The organism is Paraburkholderia sp. 32, assembly GCF_050435345.1.
GTDB classification, from domain to species: domain Bacteria; phylum Pseudomonadota; class Gammaproteobacteria; order Burkholderiales; family Burkholderiaceae; genus Paraburkholderia; species Paraburkholderia tuberum.
In genome coordinates this window covers 1,395,596-1,422,395 of the sequence record NZ_JBNDKD010000003.1, presented here as the reverse complement: position 1 = coordinate 1,422,395, position 26,800 = coordinate 1,395,596, and the positions used below count along the sequence as shown (strand labels likewise).

General features: G+C 64.0%; 25 protein-coding genes and 2 pseudogenes. 22 read left to right on the top strand and 5 right to left on the bottom strand.

The window, feature by feature from the left end; all coding sequences use genetic code 11:
- Positions 1-240 precede the first annotated feature (240 nt).
- The 7 genes from OKW26_RS29185 (at position 241) to cysM (ending at position 6,952) form a co-directional block, all read left to right on the top strand.
- On the top strand, positions 241-534 hold the full coding sequence (locus OKW26_RS29185; protein ID WP_184027701.1) for a LapA family protein: 294 nt from the start codon (positions 241-243) through the stop codon (positions 532-534).
- Between the two features lie 69 nt (positions 535-603).
- Positions 604-1,779: a lipopolysaccharide assembly protein LapB gene (gene lapB, locus OKW26_RS29180; protein ID WP_184061347.1), complete on the top strand. Its 1,176-nt coding sequence runs from the start codon at positions 604-606 to the stop codon at positions 1,777-1,779.
- Positions 1,780-1,905: 126 nt separating this feature from the next.
- Complete coding sequence (locus tag OKW26_RS29175; protein ID WP_429355948.1) at positions 1,906-3,309, top strand: UDP-glucose dehydrogenase family protein; 1,404 nt, start codon at positions 1,906-1,908, stop codon at positions 3,307-3,309.
- A complete protein-coding gene (gene rfaE1 / locus OKW26_RS29170) occupies positions 3,275-4,282 on the top strand; it encodes a D-glycero-beta-D-manno-heptose-7-phosphate kinase (RefSeq protein ID WP_090801312.1) in 1,008 nt (335 codons plus the stop codon). Before OKW26_RS29175 ends, rfaE1 begins: the two co-directional genes overlap by 35 nt.
- Positions 4,283-4,367: 85 nt before the next feature.
- The gene (gene rfaD, locus OKW26_RS29165; RefSeq protein WP_187612423.1) at positions 4,368-5,360 is read left to right on the top strand and encodes an ADP-glyceromanno-heptose 6-epimerase; all 993 of its coding nucleotides are present in this window, start codon (positions 4,368-4,370) and stop codon (positions 5,358-5,360) included.
- Positions 5,361-5,438: 78 nt separating this feature from the next.
- Positions 5,439-5,813 carry a ComEA family DNA-binding protein gene (locus OKW26_RS29160; protein ID WP_184056269.1) on the top strand — a complete coding sequence of 125 codons (375 nt, stop codon included), beginning with the start codon at positions 5,439-5,441 and terminating at the stop codon, positions 5,811-5,813.
- A gap of 236 nt (positions 5,814-6,049) precedes the next feature.
- Positions 6,050-6,952: a cysteine synthase CysM gene (cysM, locus tag OKW26_RS29155; RefSeq protein WP_184061349.1), complete on the top strand. Its 903-nt coding sequence runs from the start codon at positions 6,050-6,052 to the stop codon at positions 6,950-6,952.
- A 111-nt stretch (positions 6,953-7,063) separates the two neighbouring features.
- Here the strand turns inward: cysM and mltB are convergent, their stop codons facing one another.
- The gene (gene mltB, locus OKW26_RS29150; RefSeq protein ID WP_429355947.1) at positions 7,064-8,242 is read right to left on the bottom strand and encodes a lytic murein transglycosylase B; all 1,179 of its coding nucleotides are present in this window, start codon (positions 8,240-8,242) and stop codon (positions 7,064-7,066) included.
- A gap of 334 nt (positions 8,243-8,576) precedes the next feature.
- Here mltB and OKW26_RS29145 point away from each other — a divergent pair, with 334 nt between their 5' ends.
- Positions 8,577-9,500, top strand: coding sequence for a histone deacetylase family protein (locus tag OKW26_RS29145; RefSeq protein ID WP_090801305.1), 924 nt, complete (start codon positions 8,577-8,579; stop codon positions 9,498-9,500).
- Between the two features lie 79 nt (positions 9,501-9,579).
- A complete protein-coding gene (locus tag OKW26_RS29140; protein WP_090801303.1) occupies positions 9,580-10,389 on the top strand; it encodes an enoyl-CoA hydratase in 810 nt (269 codons plus the stop codon).
- Positions 10,390-10,416: 27 nt separating this feature from the next.
- Here OKW26_RS29140 and OKW26_RS29135 read toward each other — a convergent pair whose 3' ends face one another.
- On the bottom strand, positions 10,417-11,322 hold the full coding sequence (locus tag OKW26_RS29135) for an alpha/beta hydrolase (protein ID WP_184061352.1): 906 nt from the start codon (positions 11,320-11,322) through the stop codon (positions 10,417-10,419).
- A gap of 239 nt (positions 11,323-11,561) precedes the next feature.
- On the opposite strand from OKW26_RS29135, the gene OKW26_RS29130 reads away from it, so the two are divergent.
- The 6 genes and pseudogenes from OKW26_RS29130 to OKW26_RS29105 all read left to right on the top strand — a co-directional run bounded on the left by OKW26_RS29130 (position 11,562) and on the right by OKW26_RS29105 (position 17,921).
- Entirely contained in the window at positions 11,562-12,596 is a 1,035-nt protein-coding gene (locus tag OKW26_RS29130) for a methionine ABC transporter ATP-binding protein (RefSeq protein ID WP_090801299.1), read from the top strand.
- On the top strand, positions 12,586-13,239 hold the full coding sequence (locus tag OKW26_RS29125) for a methionine ABC transporter permease (protein WP_184070708.1): 654 nt from the start codon (positions 12,586-12,588) through the stop codon (positions 13,237-13,239). Before OKW26_RS29130 ends, OKW26_RS29125 begins: the two co-directional genes overlap by 11 nt.
- A 48-nt stretch (positions 13,240-13,287) precedes the next feature.
- Entirely contained in the window at positions 13,288-14,085 is a 798-nt protein-coding gene (locus OKW26_RS29120) for a MetQ/NlpA family ABC transporter substrate-binding protein (RefSeq protein WP_429355946.1), read from the top strand.
- 235 nt (positions 14,086-14,320) lie between these two features.
- Positions 14,321-15,071, top strand: a pseudogene (locus tag OKW26_RS29115) (electron transfer flavoprotein subunit beta/FixA family protein).
- A gap of 13 nt (positions 15,072-15,084) precedes the next feature.
- The gene (locus OKW26_RS29110; RefSeq protein WP_429355945.1) at positions 15,085-16,032 is read left to right on the top strand and encodes an electron transfer flavoprotein subunit alpha/FixB family protein; all 948 of its coding nucleotides are present in this window, start codon (positions 15,085-15,087) and stop codon (positions 16,030-16,032) included.
- A gap of 98 nt (positions 16,033-16,130) precedes the next feature.
- Positions 16,131-17,921, top strand: coding sequence for an acyl-CoA dehydrogenase (locus OKW26_RS29105; protein ID WP_429355944.1), 1,791 nt, complete (start codon positions 16,131-16,133; stop codon positions 17,919-17,921).
- 139 nt (positions 17,922-18,060) lie between these two features.
- On the opposite strand, the pseudogene OKW26_RS29100 reads toward OKW26_RS29105, so the two are convergent.
- Positions 18,061-19,473, bottom strand: a pseudogene (locus OKW26_RS29100) (D-amino acid dehydrogenase); the annotation flags it as partial.
- Between the two features lie 53 nt (positions 19,474-19,526).
- Here OKW26_RS29100 and OKW26_RS29095 point away from each other — a divergent pair.
- On the top strand, positions 19,527-20,015 hold the full coding sequence (locus OKW26_RS29095; RefSeq protein ID WP_090801287.1) for an Lrp/AsnC ligand binding domain-containing protein: 489 nt from the start codon (positions 19,527-19,529) through the stop codon (positions 20,013-20,015).
- A gap of 145 nt (positions 20,016-20,160) precedes the next feature.
- The gene (locus OKW26_RS29090; protein ID WP_429355943.1) at positions 20,161-21,312 is read left to right on the top strand and encodes a PA0069 family radical SAM protein; all 1,152 of its coding nucleotides are present in this window, start codon (positions 20,161-20,163) and stop codon (positions 21,310-21,312) included.
- Between the two features lie 36 nt (positions 21,313-21,348).
- On the opposite strand, the gene OKW26_RS29085 is transcribed toward OKW26_RS29090, so the two are convergent.
- A complete protein-coding gene (locus tag OKW26_RS29085; protein ID WP_090801282.1) occupies positions 21,349-21,816 on the bottom strand; it encodes an NINE protein in 468 nt (155 codons plus the stop codon).
- A gap of 191 nt (positions 21,817-22,007) precedes the next feature.
- On the bottom strand, positions 22,008-23,102 hold the full coding sequence (locus OKW26_RS29080; RefSeq protein WP_429357139.1) for a PQQ-dependent sugar dehydrogenase: 1,095 nt from the start codon (positions 23,100-23,102) through the stop codon (positions 22,008-22,010).
- 261 nt (positions 23,103-23,363) lie between these two features.
- Between OKW26_RS29080 and rpsP the strand changes: the two genes are divergently transcribed.
- The 5 genes from rpsP (at position 23,364) to OKW26_RS29055 (ending at position 26,662) form a co-directional block, all read left to right on the top strand.
- Positions 23,364-23,618: a 30S ribosomal protein S16 gene (gene rpsP, locus OKW26_RS29075; protein ID WP_013090118.1), complete on the top strand. Its 255-nt coding sequence runs from the start codon at positions 23,364-23,366 to the stop codon at positions 23,616-23,618.
- A gap of 134 nt (positions 23,619-23,752) precedes the next feature.
- Positions 23,753-24,487, top strand: a complete 735-nt coding sequence (gene rimM, locus OKW26_RS29070; protein ID WP_184061361.1) for a ribosome maturation factor RimM — start codon at positions 23,753-23,755, stop codon at positions 24,485-24,487.
- Between the two features lie 25 nt (positions 24,488-24,512).
- On the top strand, positions 24,513-25,280 hold the full coding sequence (gene trmD / locus OKW26_RS29065) for a tRNA (guanosine(37)-N1)-methyltransferase TrmD (RefSeq protein ID WP_184027806.1): 768 nt from the start codon (positions 24,513-24,515) through the stop codon (positions 25,278-25,280).
- A 149-nt stretch (positions 25,281-25,429) separates the two neighbouring features.
- The gene (gene rplS, locus OKW26_RS29060) at positions 25,430-25,816 is read left to right on the top strand and encodes a 50S ribosomal protein L19 (protein WP_013090115.1); all 387 of its coding nucleotides are present in this window, start codon (positions 25,430-25,432) and stop codon (positions 25,814-25,816) included.
- Between the two features lie 87 nt (positions 25,817-25,903).
- Complete coding sequence (locus OKW26_RS29055) at positions 25,904-26,662, top strand: NUDIX hydrolase (RefSeq protein WP_184061363.1); 759 nt, start codon at positions 25,904-25,906, stop codon at positions 26,660-26,662.
- Positions 26,663-26,800 lie beyond the last annotated feature (138 nt).

The following is a 26,800-nucleotide window of genomic DNA, read 5'->3' as shown; positions in this document are numbered from 1 at the left end:
GGCAAAAGACCAGGAAAAGCGCCTTCGGGCGCTTTTTTTTCGTCCATCGTTTGAGAAGAGGGCGCTTCCCGGTGCGGCCTTTGCATTTCGCGAATCACCCGTCAGTGCGCCATCCCGCCACTTGCTGTCCGGCCCCGAGGTCATCCATTACAATACGGGTCACTTCGGCGCGGGCAACACCTTGGCGCGACGCGTCATCGAGCCGGCGTCACCCCGCAACTGCCGTCAAGAGATCTATTCATGAAATTTATCGTCTGGCTGATCCGTGTGCTGGTGTTCGTGCTGCTGCTGGTGCTGGCGCTCTCCAACACGCAACCCGCTACGCTGAATTTCCTCGCCGGCTACGTCTGGTCGGCGCCTCTGATTCTGATCGGTCTCGCGTTTTTCGTGATCGGCTTGCTCGCGGGGCTCGTGTCGGCGGTGCCGGCCGTCGTACGTCTGCGCATGGAGAATGGCCGGCTCAGGCGCGAGTTGCGCGTGGCGCGCGAAACTCCAGCCGTCGTCGAGCAGCCGCCGATGCCGCCGCTGATCTGAACTCCGTTGCGCCGCGCGCTCTGAGCGCGGCTTTTCGTTTTCGCTTTCCCGCACATTTGCATTAATCGCATGGATCTAGACTTCTGGTGGCTGCTGGTCATACCCGTCGCATTCGCGTTCGGCTGGATGGCGGCGCGCTACGACCTCAAGACGCTGCTGTCCGAAAGCGCGAACCTGCCGCGGTCCTATTTTCGCGGCCTGAACTTCCTGCTCAACGAGCAGCCCGACCAGGCGATCGACGCATTCATCGAGGTCGTCAAGCTCGACCCTGAAACAGTCGAATTGCATTTCGCGCTCGGCAATCTGTTCCGCCGGCGCGGCGAAACGGATCGAGCGATCCGCGTGCATCAAAATCTGCTGAGCCGCGCGGACCTGCCTGTCAGTGAGCGCGATCACGCGCTGTACGAACTCGGCCAGGACTTCCTGAAAGCGGGTCTGCTCGACCGTGCCGAGGAAACCTTCCGCTCGCTGCAGGCGGGCGATTACGCACTCGGTGCTCAACGCGCGCTGTTGACAATCTACGAGATCGAGAAGGACTGGGTCAAGTCGATCGATACCGCGCGACATCTCGAAACGATGGGCGCACCGTCGCTCGACAAGGAAATCGCGCAGTTCCATTGCGAACTTGCTCAGGAAGCGCTGCAGCAGAAGAAACCGGACGAAGCGCGTCATCAGCTCGGTCTCGCGCTGAAGGCGAACCCGACCAACGTGCGCGCGACGATCCTGTTCGGCGACGTCGACGCGGCCGGCGGCGCGTCCGAAGCGGCGATCGGTCAATGGCGCGGCGTCGAGGAGCAGAACCCCGCGTATCTGCCGCTCGTCGCCGAGAAAATCATGAAGGCGTATGAAGCGCTCGGCCGCGCGCAGGAGGGCGCCGATCTGCTGACCACGTGGGTCGACCATCATCCGAGCAACGATCTGCTCGACGTCGCGTATCAGCACGTCGCGTTGCTGCGCGGCGCCGATGCCGCGCATGCGCTCGCGCGCACGCAGATGCAGAAGTCGCCGAATCTGGCCGGCATGACGCGTCTGCTCGAAGCGCAGCAGGCCGTCGCCGAAGAGCCGCGGCGCAGCGAGCTCGAACTGATGCACACACTGATCCGCCAGCGCACCAAGAATCTGCCACGCTATACGTGCCAGAATTGTGGTTTCCGGGCGCGGCTTTTCTACTGGCAGTGCCCCGGATGCAGCGGTTGGGAAACCTATGCACCGCGCCGCGTCGAGCCGATTACCGCGCCGAGTTGACGCCGCACGCGCGGCTTTGGCCGCGTCGGCGTTCATTGCGACGCAACCGCTCCGCGAATTTCGCAACGAGTTTATCGCCGGCCTCATGAGCGGCATTCATTACCGGAACCTTCCACCGGAAAGCGTATGAAAATCACCATTATCGGCACCGGCTATGTGGGCCTTGTCACCGGCGCGTGTCTCGCCGAAATCGGCAATGACGTCTTCTGTCTCGACGTCGATCAGCGCAAGATCGACATCCTCAACAAAGGCGGCGTGCCGATTCACGAACCGGGCTTGCAGGAGATGATCGCCCGCACGCGCGCGGCTGGCCGCATCACGTTCTCGACCGATGTCGCCGCGAGCGTCGCGCACGGCGACGTGCAGTTCATCGCGGTCGGCACGCCGCCCGACGAAGACGGCTCCGCCGATCTGCAATATGTGCTCGAGGCCGCGCGCAACATCGGCCGCACGATGAATGGTTTCAAGGTGATCGTCGACAAATCGACGGTGCCGGTCGGCACCGCGCAGCGCGTGCGCGCGGTGATCAATGAAGAGCTCGCGAAACGCGGGCTCGCCGGCAGCGCGCAGCATCGCTTCTCGGTCGTGTCGAATCCGGAGTTCCTGAAGGAAGGTGCGGCCGTCGACGACTTCATGCGCCCCGACCGTATCGTGATCGGTATCGACGAAGACGAACCGGGCGTGCGGGCGCGCGAAATGATGAAGCGTCTGTACGCGCCGTTCAACCGCAATCACGAACGCACGCTGTACATGGACGTTCGCTCGGCCGAGTTCACCAAGTACGCGGCCAACGCGATGCTCGCGACGCGCATCTCGTTCATGAACGAGATGTCGAATCTCGCGGACAAGGTCGGCGCCGACATCGAAGCGGTGCGCCGCGGCATCGGTTCCGATCCGCGCATCGGCTATCACTTCCTGTATGCGGGCTGCGGCTATGGCGGCTCGTGCTTCCCGAAGGACGTGCAGGCGTTGATTCGCACCGCGAGCGAGAGCGGCCACAACCTGCGGATTCTCGAGGCGGTCGAGGAAGTGAACTACCAGCAGAAGGACGTGCTCGTGAACAAGATCACCGCGAAGCTCGGCGAGGATTTGAGCGGCCGCGCGTTCGCGGTGTGGGGTCTCGCGTTCAAGCCGAATACCGACGACATGCGCGAGGCGCCGAGCCGTCGCGTGATCGGCGAGTTGCTTGCGCGCGGCGCGAACGTGCGTGCGTACGATCCGGTCGCCGTGACCGAGGCGCGTCGCGTATTCGCGATGGATCTGCACGCTGCGCCGGAGCAGCTGGCGCGTCTCACGTTCACGAGCACTCAGGACGAAACGCTGATCGGCGCCGACGCGCTCGTGATCGTGACCGAATGGAAGGAGTTCAAGAGTCCTGATTTCGTGCATCTGAAATCGGTGCTGAAGACACCGCTGATTTTCGACGGCCGCAACCTGTACGAACTGGACGCGATGACCGAGCTCGGTATCGACTACCACGCCATTGGACGCCCCTATGCCCAACCCTCTGAACTTCCGGTCGATGCCTGAGGCCATGCCCGCGGCGCCCGCGTCCACGACGGCGCAGAAGCTCACGGTCGTGCCGCGCGCGCAGCTCAACGCGGCGCGCGTGCTGGTGGTCGGCGACGTGATGCTCGACCGATACTGGTTCGGCGACGTCAACCGCATTTCTCCAGAGGCGCCCGTGCCGGTCGTGCACGTGCAGCGCCAGGAAGATCGGCTGGGCGGCGCGGCGAACGTCGCGCGCAACGCGGTCGCGCTCAGCGCGCAGGCGGGTCTTTTGTGCGTGGTCGGTCATGACGAGCCCGGCGAGCGCATCGTGCAGCTGCTCGGCGAAAGCGGCGTCACGCCGCATCTGGAACGCGATCCGGCCTTGCTGACGACGATCAAGCTGCGCGTGCTGTCGCGTCAGCAACAGTTGCTGCGCGTCGATTTCGAAAACTCGCCGGCACACGAGGTGCTTCTCGCGGGCCTCGCGCGTTTCGACGAGCTGCTGCCATCGTACGACGTGATCCTGATGTCCGACTACGCGAAGGGCGGCCTCACGCACGTCACGCAAATGATCGCGAAGGCGCACGCGGCCGGCAAACCGGTGCTCGTCGATCCGAAGGGCGACGACTGGGAGCGCTATCGCGGGGCGACGCTGATCACGCCGAATCGCGCGGAATTGCGCGAGGTCGTCGGACAGTGGAAGTCCGAGGAAGATCTGATCGCGCGCGTCACGAAGCTGCGCGCCGAGCTCCAGTTCAAGGCGCTGCTGCTGACGCGCTCGGAGGAGGGCATGACGCTGTTCTCCGACGATGGCATCCTGCACGCGTCGGCCGTTGCGCGCGAAGTGTATGATGTTTCGGGCGCGGGGGACACCGTGATCGCGACACTCGCCGCGATGCTCGGCGCGGGTCTTTCGCTCGTCGACGCGGTTGGACTCGCGAATCGCGCGGCCGGCATCGTGGTCGGCAAACTGGGCACCGCCACCGTCGACTACGACGAACTCTTTTCCTGATGCAGCCCGCGGGGCGCCGTCGTCCGACGGACCAGCGGACCCCGCGCGGCGTTGACTGAACGAAGCTCACTACCGCAGGATCACCATGACCGTCATCGTCACCGGCGCGGCCGGTTTTATCGGCAGCAATCTCGTGAAGGCGCTCAACGAGCGCGGCGAACAGCGCATCATCGCCGTCGATAACCTCACGCGTGCGGACAAGTTCAGGAATCTGGTCGACTGCGAAATCGACGACTATCTCGACAAAACCGAATTCGTCGAGCGCTTCAGGCGCGGCGACTTCGGCAAGGTGCGCGCGATATTCCACGAAGGCGCCTGCTCGGACACGATGGAAACCGACGGCCGCTACATGATGGACAACAACTACCGCTATAGCCGCGACGTGCTGGACATCTGCCTCGCGCAGAACGTCCAGTTCCTGTACGCGTCGTCGGCGGCGACGTATGGCGGCTCGAGCCGCTTCGTCGAGGAGCGCGAGGTCGAGCAGCCGCTGAACGTGTACGGCTATTCGAAGTTCCTGTTCGATCAGGTGATTCGCCGCGTGCTGCCCACCGCGAAGAGCCAGATCGTGGGCTTCCGTTATTTCAACGTCTACGGTCCGCGCGAAACGCACAAGGCGCGCATGGCGTCGGTCGCGTTTCACAACTTCAACCAGTTCCGCGCCGAGGGCAAGGTCAAGCTGTTCGGCGAGTACAACGGCTATGCGGCCGGCGAGCAGACGCGCGATTTCATCTCCGTCGAAGACGTCGTCAAGGTCAACCTGTTCTTCTTCGATCATCCGGAGAAGTCAGGCATTTTCAATCTCGGCACCGGCCGCGCGCAGCCGTTCAACGATATCGCGAGCACCGTGGTCAACACGCTGCGCGCGCTGAACAACGAGCCGGCGCTGTCGCTCGCGGATCAGGTGCAACGCGGGCTGATCGAATACATTCCGTTCCCCGACGCGCTGCGCGGCAAGTACCAGTGCTTCACGCAGGCCGATCAGTCGAAACTGCGCACGGCCGGCTACGACGAGCCGTTTCTGAGCGTGCAGGAAGGTGTCGATCGTTACGTGCGTTGGCTGTTCGGCCAGGTGTGATTCGTACGTCATCCTCTTTAAACTGGAATCTCCTGGCCGGTGATGGTCGCCGGCCAGTGGCAACAGGGAGATTCCAATATGTTTCGAAAAGTACTGGTTACCGCGGCGATGCTCGCCGCTTTCGGCCACGCATATGCGGCGGTCGACGTCAACACGGCTGACGAAGACGCGCTGCGCGGCATCAAGGGCATCGGTCCGGCAAAAGCCAAAGCGATTGTCGAGGAACGTAATGCGCACGGCCCGTTCAAGGACGCGGCGGATTTCGGCAAGCGCGTCAAGGGCATGGGCGGGCACACCATCGAGCGCCTGCAGGCGGAGGGTCTCGCTGTCGGACCGGCTGGTGCGGCTGCTAGCACGCAGGTTGCGGCAGCTGCGGCGGGCAAGGAGCCGGCCGCTACGGCCGCGTCCGCCGCCACGCAGAAGGGCGCCGCCGCAGTGGCGGTGAAGAAGTAAGCGGTCGCGAGCCTTGCGCGTGCCATGCTGACGAGCGGCTTGCGGCGCGCAGGGTTCGCGAACGTTCCATTGCATCGATTGGTACACACGTGTTCCCGTGGCTCGCAGCCGCGGGCTTTTGCGTGGCAACACCATGCATCCATGCGGGCAGAAGGGCTGCAGGGCAGCGCCGGAGATCGTGGTTTAGAATCGACGGATTGAAGACACTCTTTCGCGCATCGATCGCTAGACCCCATATGGCATACCAAACGATTGAAGACACGATCGGCAATACGCCGCTCGTACAACTCGTCCGGCTTCCCGACGACGAGATCCGTAGCCGCAACAATGTGATCCTCGCGAAGCTTGAGGGCAACAATCCTGCGGGGTCGGTGAAAGACCGGCCGGCGTTGTCGATGATCAAGAAGGCCGAAGCGCGCGGACGCATCAAGCCGGGCGACACGCTGATCGAATCGACGAGCGGCAACACCGGCATTGCGCTCGCGATGGCCGCCGCAGTCCGCGGCTACAAGATGGTACTGGTCATGCCGGAAGATCTGTCGGTCGAGCGCCGCCAGAGCATGGCCGCTTACGGCGCGGAAATCATCCTGACGCCTGTCAAAGGCGGCATGGAGTACGCGCGCGATCTCGCCGAGCAGATGCAGCGCGAAGGCAAGGGCATCATCCTCGATCAGTTCGCGAACCCGGACAATCCGGCCTCGCACATCGAAGGCACGGGCCCGGAAATCTGGCGCGACACGGAAGGGCGCATCACGCACTTCGTGTCGTCGATGGGCACGACCGGCACGATCATGGGCGTGTCGACATATCTGAAAACGCAGAACCAGCAGATCGAAATCATCGGCGCGCAGCCGGAAGAGGGCTCGCGTATTCCGGGTATTCGCAAGTGGCCGGAAGCGTATCTGCCGAAAATCTTCGACCGCAGCCGCGTCGACCGCGTGGAGAACGTCAGCCAATCCGCGGCCGAGGCGATGGCGCGCCGCCTGGCGTCGGTCGAAGGCATCTTCGCGGGCATTTCGTCGGGTGGCGCGTGCGAAGTCGCGCTGCGCATCGCGCGTCAGGTCGAGAACGCGACGATCGTGTTCATCGTCTGCGATCGCGGCGACCGTTACCTGTCCACGGGGGTATTTCCAGCGTAAGCGGGTCGCCGGCGCCTTCGCGGGCACACGAGCTAATGAAAAGCGCCGGTCGAGCCGGCGCTTTTTTTGCGTTTTTCAACGCGAGGCGCCCGCGGCGACTCGCGGCGTGACTCACTGCGAATCAGAGTTCGACTGATCCGCCTGGCCTTGCGACGCGCTGCCGTTGTTGGCCGCTTTTGCGGCATTCGCCGCGTCGATCGCTTGCATCTGCGCCTTGACCTTCTGACCCAGCTGATACACCGCGAGCGCATAGAAGAAGCTGCGGTTGTAGCGCGTGAGCACGTAGAAATTCTTCAGGCCGAGCACGAACTCGGTGCCGCGTCCCGGTGTCGGCAGATCGACCACCGTGACCGGGGTGCCCGCTTCGGAAGCAATGTCGACGTTCGGCTCGTTCAGCACGAGGCCGGCACGCAGCAACTGGTCGAGCGGCCAGTGCGGCTCCGGCTGCCCATTGGCCGCGGCCTGCGCGACACCGAGGCTGCCCGCGTCCGAGCCGATTCGCCATACCACCGGCCGCCCGCTTTCCCAGCCGTTCTGGCGCAGATAGTTCGCGACGCTGCCGATCGCATCCGCATCGCTCGTGCGCAGATCGATGCGCTTGTCGCCTTCGTAGTCGACCGCGTATTGGACGATGCTGCTCGGCAGGAACTGCGGAATGCCGATCGCGCCGGTGTACGAGCCGAGCACCGTGTTCGGGTCGATCTGCGCGTCGCGCGTCCACACCAGGTAGTCTTCGAGATTCTTGCGGAAGGTCGCCTGGCGGTCCGCGCGATTCGCGGTGTTCGGATAATCGAAGCTCAGCGTGGTCAGCGCATCGAGCACGCGGAAATTACCCATGTAGCGACCGTAGATCGTCTCGACGCCGATGATGCCGACGATCATCTCCGGCGGCACGCCGAACTCCTGATACGCGCGCTGCAGCGTGGCCCGGTTCTCGCGCCAGAACTGCACGCCGGCATTGACGCGCACCGGGTCGAGGAAGCGCGCCTGATACGAGCGCCAGTTCTTGACCGACGGCGTCGGTGACGGGGTGACCAGCTTCACCGCGGTCGCCGAGTAGCTGACGCCGGTGAACAGCGCGTGCAGCGACGCTTCGTCGAAATCGTAGCGTGCGACCATCTCGTTGATGAACGCATCGACGTTCGCGTTGTGCGCATAGCGCTGCGGAATGATCTCTTCCTCGAACGTCTGTCCTTGCGGTACCGGCTGCTGCGGCTGGCTCTGCGCGAGTTGCACCGGTGCTTTCCTTGTGGCGCTTTGCGCGCTCGCGGGACTTGCTGCGATGAACATGCACGATGCGACGATCAGTGAGGCGGCGTGGGTGCCGAGGCGAAGACGGTTGCGTGGGGATCCTGCGGACAGAGCAAGCTTGACGGTCATGGTGAGCAGTGAGCGCGATGCGTGAAAGGCTGGAAGCAGTCGGAAAGCTGTAGGAACGAAACGGCGAATAACGGGTCGGGGAAGTATATCCGACGACTTCCGCAAAACCGTGCTGAATCGGCGACAGCGGCGTCGTGTGGTAACTTGACGAATGGAGGCGCGCGGGGGCGCGCGCCGCTCGACGGAGACACGCCGCGCGCGCAGTTCATGCGTCGCGCCGTAGAAGAGACGCACAACACGAACTATGGCAACAGGCTTCTATTCCCACCCCGACTGTCTGCTGCACGACATGGGGCAGTGGCACCCCGAGTGTCCCGCGCGCCTGCAGGCGATCGAGGATCAACTGATCGCAAGCCGCATCGACGCGCTGATCGAGCGCGAATCGCCGCCGCTCGTCGACGAGGCCGCGCTGCTGCGAGTGCACACGCAGGCGCACGTCGACTACATCCGCGGTCGCTCGCCCGTCGAGGGCGTCGCCGAGATCGATCCCGACACGACGATGAATCCGCACACGTGGCAGGCCGCGTTGCGCGCGGCGGGCGCGGCGGTCGCCGCCACCGACGCGGTGATCGAAGGCCGCTACGACAACGCGTTCTGCAGCGTGCGGCCGCCGGGCCATCACGCGGAGCCGGCGCGTGCGATGGGCTTCTGCTTTTTCAACAACATCGCGATCGCCGCGCGCCACGCGCTCGACGTGCATGGTCTCGCGCGCGTCGCCATCATCGACTTCGACGTGCATCACGGCAACGGCACAGAGGCCGCGTTCTCGGGCGACCCGCGCGTGCTGATGTGCAGTATCTTCCAGCATCCGTTCTATCCGTTCACGGGCGCCGACAACCAGGCGTCCAACATGTGCAACGTGCCGATGCCGGCGCGTTCGAACGGCATGGCCGTGCGCGAAGCGGTCGATATGCTGTGGTTGCCGCGCCTGCACGAATTCAGGCCGGAGATGCTGTTCATCTCGGCCGGCTTCGACGCGCATCGCGAGGACGACCTCGGCAACATGGGCCTCGTCGAAGACGATTACGCGTGGATCACCGACCAGATGCGCGAGATCGCGCGGCGTTATGCGCGTGGGCGCATCGTCAGTTGTCTCGAGGGCGGCTACAACCTGTCGGCGCTCGGGCGCAGCGTGGTCGCGCACGTGCGGTCGCTGGCGGAGATCTGAGGTTGCCCGACTGCACGCGGCGACAGTGGCTCGAAAGCCAGTGAGCGAAAATCGACATTCACGTACCGAGGAGCGAGCCATGAACGCCAGTCCCGCCAGCACCGGCGACGCGTCGCTGGTCACGATCGAACACGACGCATATCGCGTAGCGGGCGTCGTGCGCGTGACGATGAACCGGCCCGATGCGTTCAACGCGCTGTCCGAAGCGTTGCTCGACGGACTGCAGCAGACGCTGACCGGGATCGCGAAGACCGATGCCCGCGTGGTCGTGATCGCCGGCGCTGGCCGCGCGTTCTGCGCGGGGCACGACCTGAAGGAAATGCGCGCGGCGCCATCGCTTGCTTATTACCAGCAGCTGTTCGCGCGCTGCACGAAGCTGATGCTGACGATCCAGCGCATGCCGCAGCCGGTGATCGCGCGCGTGCATGGCATCGCGACCGCCGCCGGCTGCCAGCTGGTCGCAATGTGCGATCTCGCGGTCGCCGCCGATACCGCGCGCTTCGCCGTATCGGGCGTGAACCTCGGATTGTTCTGCGCGACACCGTCGGTGCCGCTGTCGCGCAACCTGTCGCGCAAGGCCGCGCTCGAAATGCTGCTGACCGGCGATTTCATCGACGCCGCCGAAGCGCGCAAGCAGGGGCTCGTGAACCGCGTCGCCCCAGCCGATGCGCTCGACGACGAAGTCGCGCGGCTCGCCGCGAGCATCTGCGCGAAGCCGGTCGAAGCTGTCAGCGCGGGCAAGGGCCTGTTCTACCGGCAGCTCGAAATGGGTATCGAAGCCGCGTACCAGCTCGCGGGGCAGACGATGGCCTGCAACATGATGGACGACTCGGCGCTCGAAGGCGTGCAGGCTTTCATCGACAAACGCGCGCCGAAGTGGAAGCGGTAGTCGACGGCCAGCAAGCGCCGCGTCTTGTCAACCGGGTCCCACCGCCCGCCTTTCGATCCACTCGACCAACGCCTCGATCACCCGATCGCGATCGAGGTCGTTCATCGTCTCGTGGTAGCTACCCTCATGCAGCGTAAGCGTCTTGTCCGGCGAGCCCGCGTGCTCGCCGAACGCGCGGCTGCCGTCGGGCTCGGTCACTTTGTCGTCGGTGCCATGAAACACGAGCAGCGGCATGCGCAGCCTCGCGCGTCCGCGTTCGATGCGCGCCATCGCGAGCAGCAGCTCGGCGCCCGTGCGCGCCGGAATCGCGTCGTGATGCACGAGCGGATCGTTGAGGTTGGCTTTGACCACCGGCTGAAGGCGCGAGAGCAGCGCAGGGTCGATCTTCATCGCCGGGAAGGTTGGGTACACGCGGCTGATCACCTGGCTTAGCGCGAGCATCCACTTCGGCACGTCGCGGCCCGGCGCGAGCGCGGGGCTCGACAGGATCAGGCCGGCGAGGCGCCGCCCGCTCGCGTCGAGGCGCTCTATCGCATACAGTGCCGCCACCGCGCCACCCATGCTGTGACCCATCAGGAATAACGGCGCACAGCTTTGCGCGGCGGCGTCGAGCAGCGCCTGCGCATCGAGCAGGTAGTCGTCGAAGCGTTTCACATAGGCGCGCTTGCCGGGCGCGTGGCCGTGGCCGCGCAGATCGATCGCGACGAGTTCGATGCCCGCCGCGTTGAGCCGGCCCGCAACGGCGGCGTAACGGCCGGCGTGCTCGGCGAGGCCGTGCAGCAGCGCGACCGTCGCGCGTATGGGCCCGTTCGGCCGCCAGCGATACAGCGGCAATTCGATGCCATCGCCGGTCGTCACCGACCCGCGCTGCGGCGCATCTTTATTGAGACTGCCGGCGCTCGCGCGCACGGTGTGGCTCGGAGAAGTCTGCATGGCGGCGGCCTGTGCTGAAGGAGAGTGGCCCGATCATAGTCGTAGCGGCGCGAAGCGCGTGAGCTTCGTGCATAAGGCGCGGCTCTAATGCCCTCAGGTTATGAAAAGATCGAAATTGATTATTAAAGGGCATGTCGTCGCTGCGGTAGAATGACGACCTCAAATCCCAATAAAAGAAACGGCGGCCGCTTGTCGGGAGCACGATGCTCGCCGGCAGCCTCCGCCGTTTTCGTTTGTCCATGATCGAAATACGCAATGTTTCCCAGCGGTTTGCCGGGCCCCGGGGGTGGGTCGAGGCGCTGCACAACGTCAATCTGACGATTCCGGCGGGCGAGGTGTTCGGCATCATCGGCCGCAGCGGCGCGGGCAAGAGCACGCTCGTGCGCACGATCAACCTGCTGACGCGCCCATCCGAGGGCAACATCCTCGTCAACGGCCGCGATCTGACGACGCTGCCCGCCGCGCAACTGCGCGACGCGCGTCGCGAGATCGGCATGATCTTCCAGCACTTCAATCTGTTGTCGTCGCGCACCGTGTACGAGAACGTCGCGCTGCCGCTCGAACTGGCCGGCCTGAAGCGCGACGAGATCGAGGCGAACGTGCTGCCGCTGCTCGAGCTCGTTGGTCTGTCGGCGCAGAAGGACCGCTATCCGGCGCAGATCAGCGGCGGGCAGAAGCAGCGCGTGGGCATCGCGCGCGCGCTCGCGAGCAAGCCGAAGGTGCTGCTGTCGGACGAGGCGACCTCCGCGCTCGACCCCGAAACCACCCGCGCGATCCTCGATCTGCTCAAGCGCATCAACCGCGAACTGAACCTGACGATCGTGCTGATCACTCACCAGATGGACGTGATCAAGCAGGTCTGCGATCGCGTCGCGGTGCTCGACGCGGGCCGCGTCGTCGAAGAGGGCAAGGTGATCGACGTGTTCCTGCAGCCGCACCACGAAGTCACGCGCGCGCTGATCGGAGACGTGATCGCGCAGGAGCTGCCGCCCGCCATGAAGGCGCGCGTCGCGCAGCGGTTGAAGACCGGCAGCGGCCATCTGCTGCGCCTCGCGTTCACCGGTTCGGGCGTCGATCAGCCGATTCTGTCGGAGACGATTCGCCGCTACGAGCTCGACTTCAACATCCTGCACGGCCAGATCGACGAAATCCAGGGGCAGGCGTTCGGCTCGCTCGCGGTACTCGCGGGCGGCGATCCGGCCAAGGTCGCGCAGGCGATCACGTTTCTGCGCGAGCAGGGTGTCGTAGTGGAGGAGCTCTCGCATGTTGAGTGAAATGTTCGATATGTTCGTCCAGTCGTTCTGGGAGACGCTCATCATGGTGGGCGTCTCCGGACTGATTGGCGCTGTGGTCGGCGTGCCGCTCGGCGTGCTGCTGTATTTGACCAACCGCCAGGGCGTGCTCGAAAACGTCGCGTTGAATCGCGTGATGGGCGTGATCGTCAACGCGGTGCGCTCGACGCCGTTCATCATCCTGCTGGTCGCGGTGATTCCGTTTACGCGACTTGTCGTCGGTTCGTCAATCGGCACCGCGGCCGCGATCGTGCCGCTGACGATCGCCGCGGCGCCGTTCATCGCGCGTCTGGTCGAAACGGCGCTGCGCGAGGTCGATCGCGGGCTCATCGAGGCGGCCCAGGCGATGGGCGCGACCACCAGCCAGATCGTCTTCAAGGTGCTGTTGCCGGAATCGCTGCCGGGAGTGGTCGCCGGGTTGACGATCACGTTCGTGTCGCTGGTCGGCTATTCGGCGATGGCCGGCGCGATCGGCGGCGGCGGTCTTGGCGACCTCGGCATCCGCTACGGCTATCAGCGCTTCCTGCCAGAAGTGATGCTCGCGGTCGTGCTGATACTGATCGTGTTCGTGCAACTGGTGCAGTCGTTTGGGGATTGGCTCGTGCGTCGTCTGAGCCACAAATAAACAAGGGCGTTCGGAAGCCCGCTAATAAAGATTCGGAAAAGGTCGATCATGCAACGTCGCTTCATTCTCAAGCTGGCCGCCGCATTCGGCGCGGCAACGCTCTTCGCCACCACCACGGCGCATGCCGAAGACACGATCAAGGTTGGTGTCACCGGCGGCCCGCACGCGCAGATCATGGACGTCGTGAAGATGGTCGCGGCGAAGAACGGCCTGAACATCAGGATCGTCGAATTCTCCGACTACGTGCAGCCGAACGCGGCGCTCGCGGGCGGCGATCTGGACGCGAACAGCTACCAGCACGACCCGTACCTGCAGGCGCAGGTGAAGGATCGCGGCTACAAGCTGATCCGTATCGCCGATACGGTCACGTACCCGATGGGTATCTACTCGAAGAAGGTGAAGTCGCTCGCCGAACTGCAGCCGGGCGCGAAGATCGCCGTGCCGAACGACCCGACCAACGGCGGCCGCGCGCTGCTGTTGCTGCAGAAGCAGGGCTTGCTGAAGCTGCGCGCCGAGGCGGGCCTGAAGGCGACGCCGCTCGACATCGTCGACAATCCGAAGAAACTAAAGATCGTCGAGCTTGACGCGGCGCAGATTCCGCGTTCGCTGGGCGATGTCGATGCCGCCGCGATCAACACCAACTTCGCGATGGAAGCGGGCCTCAAGCCAACGCAGGACGCTATCGCGATCGAGGACCGGAAAGGTCCCTACGTGAACGTGATCGCGATTCGCGAAGCGGACAAGAACAAGCCGTGGGTCGCGAAGCTCGTCGCGGCGTACCACTCGCCGGAAGTGAAGCAGTTCGTCGACAGCAAATTCGGCGGCTCGGTAATCACCTCCTGGTGATGCAACGCCCGCGGACCTCGCAGAACACGACGGCAATGCGAAATTAGAGGTCTGAGTCGGAACCCGGGGTTGTCTCCCGGGTTTTTTGGAGATTAAAATAGAACGATCGTTCGATATTGCCGTTACGCCGCTGAGGAGCGATATCCTCCCGCAAAGCGCCCGCGACACGGCTGTCATGAGGGCAGTCGCTATAATGTTCATCGGGTTGACGTATTCGTAACTTTGGAGCGTGTGCATGAAAATTCTGGTGCCAGTGAAAAGAGTGGTCGACTACAACGTGAAGGTCCGCGTGAAATCGGACGGTACGGGCGTCGATATCGCGAACGTGAAAATGTCGATGAACCCGTTCGACGAAATCGCGGTTGAAGAAGCGGTGCGTCTGAAGGAAGCGGGCGTCGCGACCGAAGTGATCGCCGTGTCGGCCGGTGTTGCGCAGGCGCAGGAAACGCTGCGCACCGCGCTCGCCATCGGCGCGGATCGCGCGATCCTGATCGAATCGAACGAAGACCTGCAGCCGCTCGCCGTCGCGAAGCTGCTCAAGGCGCTCGTCGACAGGGAGCAGCCGCAACTGGTGATCCTGGGCAAGCAGGCCATCGACGACGACTCCAACCAGACCGGCCAGATGCTCGCCGCGCTCGCGAATCTGCCGCAGGCGACGTTCGCGTCGAAGCTTGTCGTGGCGGACGGCAAGGCGACGGTGTCGCGTGAAGTGGACGGCGGCGCGGAAACACTGTCGCTGACGCTGCCGGCCGTGGTCACGACCGATCTGCGCCTGAACGAGCCGCGTTACGTAACGCTGCCGAATCATCATGAAGGCGAAGAAAAAGCCGCTGGAAACGCTCAAGCCCGAAGACCTCGGCGTCGATGTCACGCCGCGTCTGAAGACGCTGAAAGTCGCCGAGCCGCCGAAGCGTTCCGCCGGTGTGAAGGTGCCGGACGTGAAGACGCTGGTCGAGAAGCTGAAGACCGAAGCGAAGGTGCTGTGAGGAGACCCGAGAAATGACGAACCTGGTAATTGCAGAACACGACAATGCGTCGATCAAGGCCGCGACGCTGAACACGATCGCAGCGGCACAGAAGATCGGCGGTGATATTCACGTGCTGGTCGCGGGACATAACGCGCAGGGCGCGGCCGATGCGGCCGCGAAGATCGCGGGTGTCAGCAAGGTGCTGCTCGCCGATGCGCCGCAACTGGCCGAAGGCCTCGCGGAAAACGTCGAAGCGACGGTGCTGACGCTTGTGCAAGATGCGGCGAAGCACTACACGCACATCCTCGCGCCGGCTACCGCCTACGGCAAGAACATCGCGCCGCGTATCGCCGCGAAGCTCGACGTCGCGCAGATCAGCGACATCACGGCAGTGGATAGCGCCGACACGTTCGAGCGTCCTATCTACGCGGGCAACGCAATCGCGATCGTGCAATCGGCTGATCCGATCAAGGTCATCACCGTGCGCTCGACCGGTTTTGATGCCGTCGCGGCCGAAGGCGGCAGCGCAGCGGTCGAGAGGATCGAAGCGGCAGCCGACGCAGGCCTCGCGCAGTTCGTGAGCCGCGAAGTGACGAAGCTCGATCGTCCGGAACTGACGAGCGCGAAGATCATCGTGTCGGGTGGCCGTGGTCTGGGCAATGGCGAGAACTACATGAAGGTGCTGGAACCGCTGGCCGACAAGCTCGGCGCGGCACTGGGCGCATCGCGTGCGGCGGTCGACGCGGGGTTTGTGCCGAACGATTATCAGGTCGGTCAGACCGGCAAGATCGTCGCGCCGCAACTGTACGTCGCGGTCGGCATCTCGGGGGCGATCCAGCACCTCGCCGGCATGAAGGACTCGAAAGTCATCGTCGCGATCAACAAGGACGAAGAAGCGCCGATTTTCAGCGTGGCCGATTACGGCTTGGTTGGCGATCTGTTCACCCTCGTGCCGGAACTCGTGAGCGAACTCGGCTAAGCGCCGCGGCGCCTGAAAGAGGCCGCCGAAAGCAAGCGAAGGGCGCAGGACCGACCAAGTCCCGCGCCCTTTTTTCATATCAAGGGAGGAGAACCGAAATGAGCTATACGGCGCCCATCAAGGACATGCTGTTCGTGATGAAAGAACTGGCCGGACTCGAAGACATCGCGAAGCTGCCCGGCTTCGAGGACGCGAACCTCGACACCGCGCGGGCCGTGCTCGACGAGTCGGCGAAACTATGCGGTGAAGTGCTCGCGCCGCTGAACGTCGACGGCGATCGCAATCCGAGCAGCTGGAAGGATGGCGTGGTCACTGCGACGCCGGGTTTCAGGGAAGCCTTCCGCCAGTTTGCCGAAGGCGGTTGGCAGGGCGTGCAACATCCGCTCGACTACGAAGGCCAGGGCCTGCCGAAGCTGATCGCGACGCCTTGCATCGAAATGCTCAACGCGTCGAACCTCTCTTTTGCACTGTGTCCGTTGCTGACCGACGGCGCCATCGAAGCGCTGCTAACCGCTGGCAGCAAAGCGCAAAAACAGACCTATGTGCCCAAGCTGATTTCCGGCGAATGGACCGGTACGATGAACCTGACCGAGCCGCAGGCCGGCTCCGATCTCGCGCTCGTACGCACGCGCGCCGAGCCGCAGGCCGACGGTTCGTTCAAGCTGTTCGGCACGAAGATTTTCATCACGTGGGGCGAGCACGACATGGCGAAGAACATCGTGCATCTGGTGCTCGCACGTACGCCGAACGCGCCCGATGGCGTGAAAGGCATTTCGCTGTTTCTTGTGCCGAAGTTTCTCGTCAACGAAGACGGCTCGCTCGGTGAGCGCAACGACGTGCATTGCGTGTCGATCGAGCACAAGCTCGGCATCAAGGCGAGCCCGACCGCGGTGCTGCAGTTCGGCGATCACGGCGGCGCGCTGGGTCAGCTGATCGGCGAAGAGAATCGTGGCCTCGAATACATGTTCATCATGATGAACGCCGCCCGTTTCGCGGTCGGCATGCAAGGTGTCGCGATCTCGGATCGCGCATATCAGAAGGCGGTCGCGTATGCGAAAGAGCGCGTGCAGAGCCGTCCCGTGGACGGCTCCGCGAAGCAGTCGGTCGCGATCATCCAGCACCCGGACGTGCGCCGCATGCTGTCGACGATGCGCAGCCTCATCGAGGCGTCGCGCGCGCTCGCCTACGTCGCGGCCTCGCACTGCGATATCGCGCATCGTCATCCGGACGATGCGACGCGCGCGAAGCATCAGGCGATCTACGAATACCTCGTGCCGATCGTGAAGGGCTGGAGCACGGAGCTGTCGATCGACGTGACGAGCCTCGGCGTGCAGGTGCATGGCGGCATGGGCTTCATCGAGGAAACCGGCGCTGCCCAGTACTACCGCGACGCGCGCATTCTACCGATTTACGAAGGCACGACCGCGATCCAGGCCAACGACCTGATCGGTCGCAAGACGCTGCGCGACGGCGGCAAGGTCGCGAAGGAACTGCTCGCTGGCGTCGCCGAAACGGTTGAAGCGCTTGGTGCGCAGCAGGGCGCGGCGTTCGCATCGATGCGCACACAGCTCGCGCAGGGCCAGCGCGCGCTTGGCGCGGTCGTCGATTTCGTCGTCGCCAATGCGAAGGGCGATCCGAATGCGGTGTTCGCGGGCAGCGTGCCCTATCTCGAGCTCGCGGGCATCGTGCTGGGCGGCTGGCAGATGGCGCGTGCGCAGCTTGCCGCGGCGACGAAGCGCGACGAGGACCCAGCGTTTCATGACGCGAAGATCGCGACCGCGCGGTTCTACGCCGAGCACGTGCTGCCGCAGGCGGCGGCGCTCGAAGTGGCGATCGTCAGCGCGAAGGGGGGCGAGGGCGTGCTGGCTTTGTCGGAAGACCAGTTCTGAGCATGCCTCGATGCCGGCCGCGATCGCGGCAGCACATTGAAATGCAAACGGCGCCCCGCGAGGCGCCGTTTGTTTGTCCGGCTGCTGTTTGTTGCGGCCTGCGCCGCCGCCAGGGCCGCGTCAGCGCACGCACTCAAACTCACGCATACGCCGGCCGATGCTCGCCCGCGGTCTCGCCGAGATAGCGATGCACCGACAGATCGTCCGCGCGAATCGCGGGCTGCTTGCCCGACATCAAGTCGGCGAGCAGTTGGCCCGAGCCGCACGACATCGTCCAGCCAAGCGTGCCGTGGCCGGTGTTCAGGAACAGGTTCGGCACCGGCGTGCGGCCGACGATCGGCGTGCCGTCCGGCGTCATCGGCCGCAGACCGCTCCAGAACGTCGCCTTCGACGTGTCGCCGCCGCCCGGGAACAGGTCATTCACAGAAAGCTCGAGCGTCTCGCGGCGCGCCTGGCGCAGCGATTTGTCGAAGCCGACGATCTCGGCCATCCCGCCGACGCGAATCCGGTCGTCGAAGCGCGTGATCGCGATCTTGTAGGTCTCATCGAGCACGGTCGACACCGGCGCGGCAGCCGCGTCGACGATCGGCGCGGTGATCGAATAGCCCTTCAGCGGATAGACCGGAATCTTCACCATGCCATCGAGGAAGCGCGTCGAATACGAGCCGAGCGCGACCACGAACGAATCCGCGCGCACGAGCTCGCCGCCGCACTGCACGCCGGCGATGCGGCCGCCCGCCATCGCGAGCGCGTCGATCGACGTGTTGTAGCGGAACTTGACGCCCAGTTCCTCGGCGAGCGCCGCGAGGCGCGTCGTGAACATCTGGCAGTCGCCGGTTTCGTCGCCGGGCAGGCGCAGGCCGCCGGTGAGCTTGTGCGACACCGCGGCGAGGGCTGGTTCGGCCTTGGCGAGTTCGTCGGCCGTCAGCAGCTCGTATGGCACGTTGGCTTCCTGCAGCACGGCGATGTCTTTCGCGGCGCCGTCGAACTGCTGTTGCGTGCGAAATACCTGCAGCGTGCCGCCGGTGCGGCCTTCGTACTCGATGCCGGTGTCGGCGCGCAACGCCTGCAGGCAGTCGCGGCTGTATTCGGCCAGCCGCACCATACGGCCCTTGTTCACCGCATAGCGCGGCGCCGTGCAGTTCTGCAGCATCTGCCACATCCATTGCAGTTGGAACGCGGTGCCGTCGACGCGAATCGCTAGCGGCGCGTGCTTCTGGAACATCCACTTGACGGCCTTCAGCGGCACGCCCGGGGCGGCCCACGGCGAAGCGTAGCCCGGCGAGATCTGGCCCGCGTTGGCGAAACTGGTTTCGAGCGCCGGGCCGGCTTCGCGATCGATAACGGTCACTTCGTGACCGGCGCGCGCGAGGTAATACGCACTCGTCACGCCGACGACGCCACTGCCCAAAACGACGACTCGCATAGCTGCTCCAGATATCCAAAAATTGAGTGAGGGCAAGGCGCTCGTTGGAAGTTCGATCTGATTCGATTCGACGAGCTGCAATGTGAGGTGAAATGCCGTTTGCCCAGTGTTAACCGCTATACTATTAACTGTGAGACAGGTTTTGTTATTGTATTTTCATCATTTTTAGAAAAAACACCATGCGTACCCAGCGCCAGCCCGTGCGGGCTCTCGACAAGCTCGATCACAAGATCCTGCGGCTCCTGCAGCAGGACGGCCGTATGGCGATGAAGGACCTGGCGGAGCAGGTCGGTCTGTCGGTGACGCCGTGCATCGAGCGCGTCAAGCGGATGGAGCGCGACGGCGTGATCACCGGCTACTACGCCCGCGTGAACCCGGCCGAGCTGGGCGCGGCGCTGCTCGTGTTCGTCGAGATCACGCTCGATCACAAGAGTGGCAACATGTTCGATCTGTTCCGGCGCGAGGTGCAGAAGATCCCCGAGGTGCTCGAGTGCCACCTCGTGTCGGGCGATTTCGACTATCTGATCAAGGCGCGCATCGGCGAAATGGCCGATTACCGCAAGTTGCTCGGCGATATCCTGCTGCAGCTGCCGGGCGCGGTGCAGTCGAAGAGCTATGTGGTGATGGAGGAAATCAAGGAGACGCTGACGATCGCGGTGGGCGAGTAGGTGCCGGTTCACTGACGGGGTTGGACGCGCATCAAGCGACCAACGAAGTGCTCGACAAACGGCGTAAACACTGTATATTTATACAGGTATTTTGCGCCGCTTTCCTTTGGCGCTTCCCGTTTGTGTTTGCTTTGCGTGGCCCGCCGTGGATGACCCCGACACCCCTGACATTCCCGAATTTCCGATCGCGCCGCCGGCGCCTCGCAAGGGGCGCGGCGCGGTCACGAACCTGCAAGGCCGCTACGAAGTCGACCAGCGCGAAGCCGTCCACGACGGCTGGCAGACGGCCGACGAAGAGGGGGAGCCGAAGGTCCTGCGCACGCAGGTGTTCGAGGAGCGCGCAAAAACCATCCTCACACGCAATGCGTCGCCGGACATTCCGTTCAATGTGTCGCTGAATCCTTACCGGGGCTGCGAACACGGCTGCATCTATTGCTTCGCGCGGCCCACGCACAGCTACCTGGGCTTGTCGCCCGGGCTCGATTTCGAAAGCCGCATCTACGCGAAGATCAACGCGCCCGAGCTGCTCGAGCGGGAACTGTCGAAGAAGTCCTATGTACCCGAGCCGATCGCGCTCGGCGTCGCCACCGATGCATGGCAGCCGGCCGAACGTGACTTGCGTCTTACGCGTCGTGTGATCGAGGTGCTCAGCGAGCGCAACCACCCGTTCGCGGCGATCACCAAATCATCGCTGATCGAGCGCGACGTCGACCTGCTTGCGCCGATGGCCGGGCGCGGGCAATTCATGGCGGCGATCACTATCACCACGCTGGACGCCGACATCGCGCGCACGCTCGAACCGCGCGCGGCCACGCCGTCGCGCCGGCTGCGCACGATCCGTACGCTCAGCGAGGCGGGCATTCCGGTCGGCGTCAGCATCGCGCCGGTGATCCCGTTCGTCACCGAACCGGATATGGAGCGCGTGCTCGAAGCATGCGCCGAAGCGGGCGCCAGCAATGCGAGCTATATCGTGCTGCGGCTGCCGTGGGAGGTCGCGCCGCTGTTCAAGGATTGGCTGGGCGCACATTTCCCGGATCGGGCCGAGCGCGTGATGAGCCGTGTGCGCGACATGCGAGGCGGCAAGGATTACGATTCTTCGTTCTCGACCCGCATGAAGGGAGAGGGCTTATGGGCGGATCTGCTCAGGCAGCGCTTTCACAAGGCCGTGCGCCGGTTAGGGTTGAACGGGCGCGACCGCGGCATTCTCGACATGTCGCATTTCCGCCGGATCGAGCCGCCGCGCGCCGAACAGGTGAGCGCACCGGCGCGCGACAATCCGCAACTGAGGCTTTTCTAGCGCGCAGGAACGTCTGCGGGTCCCGCCACGGGGGCATTACTGCGAAATCGCTTTGGCCGCTTCGACCTGACTTTCGAAGTAGGTCTGGAACGCGAGCGCGAGACCGGTCATCAGCAGAAACGCACCGATCAGCAGCGAAAAGATCACGACGAAAATGACCGTCCAGCCGGAGCGGCTTTTGCGTTGCGTGTGGGTGTTGAATTGCGCATCCCATTTCTGATCAGGACGCAGCCCGTAGACGAGCGCCGCCAGAAACGCGGCAAACAGCGAAACCGCGCCGATCGGCGCGAGCACCCAGCCCAGGATCGACGCGCGCTCGGTCGCGACCAGCAGCATCACGCCGGGAATGCCGATCAGCGTGCCGAGTAGATGCGCCCAGCCGTAGATGTCTCGGGTGCCATACAGATAGAAGCGGTGGGCGCCGAGGCTGCCGAACAGGAACGCCAACGCGGCGGTGAGCGTCTTGGATCTGAAGCGCGGGGAAGTCGAGGCAGCGGTGGGCATGAACGCGTGGGCAGAGTGACGGGCGGTCGAAAGGAGCGGCGCGCCGCGGGGGGCGCGGACCGACGCGCATTCTACGCCTGCGGCGCGCGGGTGGTCACGTGGAGGACGATCGCCCAGGCTGAAAGCGGGGTGGCGAGATGCGCCGGACCTGGCTCAGGGTGAGTTCAGCCGGGCATGCGTGCATCCGCGCGTTACGGCGCTGAATACGTGATGCGATAGATTGCGCCGGCGGTATCGTCGCTGATCAGTAGCGAACCGTCTGGCAGCGGCAACACGTCGGCGGGGCGGCCCCAGACCGATTCGCCGGGTTGCAGCCAGCCTTCGGCAAAGACCTGCTGGCGTGCGTGGCTGCCGTCAGGGTCGGTGATCACGCGCACGACGCGGTAGCCGACCTTCTTGCTGCGGTTCCACGAGCCGTGCTCGGCGATGAAGATGTTGTTGCGGTAGTCGGCTGGAAACATCGGGCCGTCGTAGAAGCGCATGCCAAGCGCCGCCACGTGCGCGCCAAGCTTGACCACTGGCGGCGTGAATTCGCTGCACGGATGATCCTTGCCGAACTCGGGGTCGGGCGTGTCGCCGCCGTGACAGTACGGAAAGCCGAAGTTCATGCCGACATGCGGCGCGCGGTTGAGCTTGTCGCTCGGAATATCGTCGCCGAGCAGGTCGCGACCGTTGTCGGTGAACCACAGTTCGTGGGTGACCGGATGCCACGCGAAGCCGACCGAATTGCGGATGCCGCGCGCGACGACCTCGTAGTGGCTGCCGTCCGGGTTCATGCGGCCAATCATCGCAAAGCGGTCCGGATCTCTCTGGCAAATGTTGCACGGCGCGCCTTGCGGCACGTACAGCTTGCCATCCGGGCCGAACGCGATGAATTTCCAGCCGTGATGCGTGTCCGTCGGCAGCTTGTCGGTGACAACGACCGGTTTCGGCGGATCGTTCAGATGCGAGTCGATCGCATCGAAGCGCACGATTTTCGACACGGCCGACACATACAGCGCGCCGTCGCGCCACGCGACGCCGGCGGGCATCTGCAGCCCGGACGCGATCACGTGGTGACCCGTCACGCGGCCGTTCCGCAGCTCGAGCGCATACACATGGCCATCGTCGCTGCCCACGTAGAGAATGCCCTTGGGCGACAACGTCATCGCGCGCGCGCTCGGCACCTCGTCCGACAACACTTCGATGTGAAAGCCCGGCGGCAGCTTGATTTTCTCGATGGGCAGCGCGGCGATTGCCGTCAACGCCTGCGCGGCGATAACCGCGGCCGCTACCGCACGTAGAATCCGGCTGCACGAGGTGCGCGAAAGTCCAGCAAAGCGTACGAAAAAGGCACAAAAGGCGAACGGAAACGGGAGTTTCGGCTGGCGTTGCACAGGCGCTCCTTCAGGTAATTCGGGCGTTCGAGCGGGTTCTCGCACCTCTTGTAGAAGGTGGGTGCAGCCCGGTTCCGCAGTTTATCCCGGTAAGTGTTTGTTATGGCGTCGGTTTCCCGCTATAATCGCGTGTTTCAGTCGTTCCGAACCCCGGTTTTCAAGGATTCTAGTATGGTCATCATCCGCTTGGCTCGCGGCGGCTCCAAGAAGCGCCCGTTCTACAACATCGTCGCCACCGACTCGCGCAGCCGTCGTGACGGCCGCTTCATCGAGCGCGTCGGTTTCTACAACCCGGTCGCTACGAAGGGCGAGTCCCTGCGTATTGCTCAGGATCGCCTGACGTACTGGCAAGGTGTTGGCGCGCAACTGTCGCCGACCGTCGAACGTCTCGTGAAGGAAGCGCAAAAGGCGCAGCCGGCTGCTTGATATGGCGGCCCGCAGGCGTATCGTCGTCGGTTCGGCCGGCGGCTCGCGCAACTCGCGTGAGCAGTCCGATGCGCAATTTGTTTTACTGAAGCAGACGCCAAAGCAGGCTGCGAAGTTGTTGTCGAGGTTATTCGATGTCTGAGCGTGATTCCGGCAGTTCTGGTAGCGTCAAGGCAGCTTCGCGCGCAAAGGCGTCTGGTCAGGCGTCGTTCGGTGCATTCGTCCGCAAGCCGGTCGAACGAACCGACGGCAAGGCGAAAGAGGCGCAAGCCAATGCCGCGAACGCCGATTTCGAAGCTGCAGAAATGCGCATCGAAACGGCGGCAAGCTGGCCGGCCGATGCGGTCGAAGTCGGCGCAATCGTCGACGCCTATGGTCTCAAAGGCTGGGTCAAGGTAGCCGCGCATGCGGATGCCGGGCAAGGCGGCGACGTCTTGCTGAGCGCGAAACGCTGGTGGCTGGTGAAAGGCCAGGAGCGCAAATCGGCGCCGTCCTTGCAGGCCAAAACACATAGCGACAGCGTGGTCGCCCGTCTGGGTGGCGTCGCTGACCGCGATACGGCGTTGGCTTTGCGCGGTTCCCGCGTATACATCGGCCGTAGCGAATTTCCGGCGCTCGAAGCCGACGAATTCTACTGGGTCGATCTGATCGGCCTGGACGTGGTGAATCTCGCCGGGCTCAACCTCGGCAAAGTCGCCAGCATGATCGACAACGGCGCGCAGTCGGTGCTGCGCATCGAATATCCGGCTACCGACAAAAACGGCAAGCCGGTCGCAGGCGAGCGTTTGATCCCGTTCGTCGGCGTCTTTGTCAAAACGGTGGACCAGGCGGCAAAGCATATCGTCGTCGACTGGGAAGCTGACTATTGAAATCTATCGTTGAGCGGGGAGAGCGATGCAGTTCGATGTCGTGACGCTCTTTCCAGAAATGTTCCGCGCGCTGACTGACTGGGGTATCACCAGCCGGGCCGCGAAGCAGCAGCGCTATGGGTTGCGTACGTGGAATCCGCGCGATTTCACGACCGACAACTACCGCACGATCGACGATCGCCCATACGGCGGCGGCCCCGGCATGGTTATGCTGGCCCGGCCGCTCGAAGACGCGATCAGTGCCGCGAAAGCGGCGCAGTCGGAGCAGGGCATCGGCGCGGCGCGCGTCGTGATGATGTCGCCGCAAGGCGCCACACTGAATCACGAGCGCGTGATGAAGTTCGCGGCCGAACCCGGTCTGATCCTGTTGTGCGGGCGCTACGAAGCGATCGACCAGCGTCTGCTGGACCGTGTAGTCGACGAAGAAGTAAGCCTTGGCGACTTCGTGCTGTCGGGCGGCGAGTTGCCCGCGATGGCGTTGATGGATGCGGTCGTGCGTCAGTTGCCTGGCGTGCTGAACGACTCACAGTCGGCGGTGCAGGATAGCTTCGTCGATGTGCTGCTCGATTGTCCGCACTACACGCGTCCCGAGGAATACGAGGGCGTGCGGGTGCCTGATGTGCTGCTCGGCGGCCATCATGCGGAAATCGAAGCGTGGCGGCGGCGCGAAGCATTGCGCAACACGTTGAACAAGCGGCCCGATCTGATCGTGAAGGCCAGAAAGAACAGAATGCTGAGCCGTGCCGACGAGGCGTGGCTCGCGAGTCTCGCGAAGGAAGAGCCGAAGGCCTGAGGCCCCGGTCTTTCGAGCGGACACAAGGCGGTGCCGTGCATGCGTGTGCGGTGCCAGATGTGAACCCATCCTCTATCGGGGCCGTAGCCCAACGCAGTAAGCGCGTGAGGCAGGTACGAACGCCGACAAGATGGATCTAGGAGTCAGTGATGAATCTGATTGCAAAACTCGAGCAGGAAGAAATCGCGCGCGTTCTCGGCGAAAAGACCATTCCGGATTTTGGTCCGGGCGATACGGTCATCGTCAGCGTGAACGTGGTTGAAGGCACGCGTAAGCGTGTACAGGCTTACGAAGGCGTCGTGATCGCCAAGCGTAACCGTGGTCTGAATTCGTCGTTCATCGTCCGTAAGATTTCGTCGGGCGAAGGCGTCGAGCGTACGTTCCAGACGTATTCGCCGCTGCTGGCTAGCATCGTCGTCAAGCGTCGCGGCGATGTGCGTCGTGCGAAGCTGTACTATCTGCGCGAGCGTTCGGGCAAGTCGGCTCGAATCAAGGAAAAGCTGGTCTCGAAAGACCGCGCTGCTTCCCAAGCGTAAATGCTGTAAGAAAAAGCACCCCTCGCGGGTGCTTTTTTGTTGGCCAGGTCAAAATAGCGGCATGTCCACGCTCATCAGAGAGACCCGTTGATCCGCCCCGTCTTTGAGCCCGAAACTCTGCCTGTCATCGCGACAGGCGCCGATCTGCCACCGGTCGCGCGCGAGCGTCTGACGCCCGATGCACTGCGGGCGCGCTTTGATCGGCAGCTTGCCTGGACACCCGAGAAAATTGCCGATGCGCCGTGGCGCAATACCGACCTCGATCCGCGCGTGGCCGCGGTGCTGGTGCCGCTCGTCGTGCGCGCGCATGGTCTTACCGTGTTGCTCACGCAGCGCGCGGACCATCTGAACGATCACGCCGGTCAGGTGAGTTTTCCCGGCGGCCGCCAGGAACCGTTCGACGCTGATGCGACTGCTACGGCTCTGCGCGAAGCGCGCGAAGAGGTGGGCCTCGACGCGTCGCGCGTCGAAGTTCTCGGCGCGTTGCCCGACTATCTCACTGGCACCGGCTTTCGCGTGTCGCCGGTCGTCGCTCTTGTGCACCCGCCGTTCTCGCTGGAGATCGATACGCTCGAAGTGGCCGAGGTCTTCGAAGTGCCGCTCGCGTTCCTGATGGACCCGTCCAACCACGAAGAGCGCCTGTTCCGCTACGAGGGCGGAGAGCGCCGCTTCTTTGCGATGCCGTATCCGCGCGGCGAATTGACGGCGGCTCCGGAGGCCGCCGAGCAGCGCGGCGCGCACCACGCGCAGACGGTCACGCCAGCAGCGGTGCAAGGCGGCCATCATTTCATCTGGGGCGCGACGGCGGCGATGCTGCGCAACCTGTATCGGTTCCTCGCCGCATAAATTACGTGACTCGCATCGCCGCGTCGACGTTGCACAGTTGCGCGAACGACGCACTTGTCGGCGCTTTGTCAGCATCCGCGTTCAGACTCATCCGACCCTGTGCTATCGTTATAAAACAATCGTAAAAAACTTAAAAAG